This is a genomic window from Neisseria sp. HMSC065C04, from assembly GCF_001815375.1.
Taxonomy (GTDB): Bacteria; Pseudomonadota; Gammaproteobacteria; order Burkholderiales; family Neisseriaceae; genus Neisseria; species Neisseria flavescens_D.
In genome coordinates, this window is record NZ_KV820423.1 from 1 (window position 1) to 893 (window position 893).

Below are 893 nucleotides of genomic sequence, written 5' to 3' on the forward strand. Positions count from 1 at the left end.
TGGTGTTTGAAGACGGCGGCAACGATGTCGGGAATGGTTTGGTGTTGGAACAGTCGTGAAGTTTGGAAATGTTTCATTGCCGCGAAACGCGGCTCTAAAACAAAGCGGTAAACGGTTTCATCCTTGGATACCGACAACTTCTCGCATGAGGTGATAATGCCCTGCCATTGCTTCGCCGGGGGATCGTCTGAAGCAGACCCGAATGCCCCGGCCACTTCCGACAGTAAGCCTTCCTGAGGACGAATCTCAAACGCTGCGCGTTGGTTGAGGTAGGAAGACAGAGGCAGTGAGGAATCGGTCGAGGTAGCGGTGATTTCGACACGGTAAGCGGTATTGACCGCTTCGGATGCGCTGAAGGAGCGGACTGAAAGTGAGGGGGAGAAACGGGCAAAGGTAAGGTGGTAGGATTGACGGGCGGTCATAAGGGTAATATCCGACTGACGATGAACACTGTATGATAACGGGGATAATGCCGATGGTAAAGCGAATGGGATGAATGGAAAAAAGTCTGCCCGAACGGTTGAAATAAGGGATAAAGAGACACTCCTCCCTATTTTCCACCATTCAGGGAAAAAGTGGTAAATTTAGCAGTCACATTTCTCTTAAAAAACATTGATTTTATACTAAAAATTGGAGTACTATACGGAATCTTTTAAGATTAACTAATAGTTAACAAACAGGAATAAACAACGGCGATTGTTAGGTATAGGGAAAAACTACATAATTTATATTATGTTAAATTCATAATACTAGTATTTTAGCCTGCTAACTCCTGTTTCGCTCAGTAGTTCAATCACTTACAAAATTCAAAAGTAAAAGGCCGTCTGAAGCTTTTTCAGACGGCCTTTTATCAATTGCCCCAGCTTTTTCTCAACAAATCCCTTGTTGTTAAA

At 44.1% G+C, this 893-nt stretch carries 1 protein-coding gene; it reads right to left on the reverse strand.

What is annotated here, in order from left to right:
* The coding region (locus tag HMPREF3022_RS11145; RefSeq protein ID WP_210399667.1) for a contractile injection system protein, VgrG/Pvc8 family at positions 1-422 on the reverse strand (422 nt) is incomplete at its 3' end.
* Positions 423-893 lie beyond the last annotated feature (471 nt).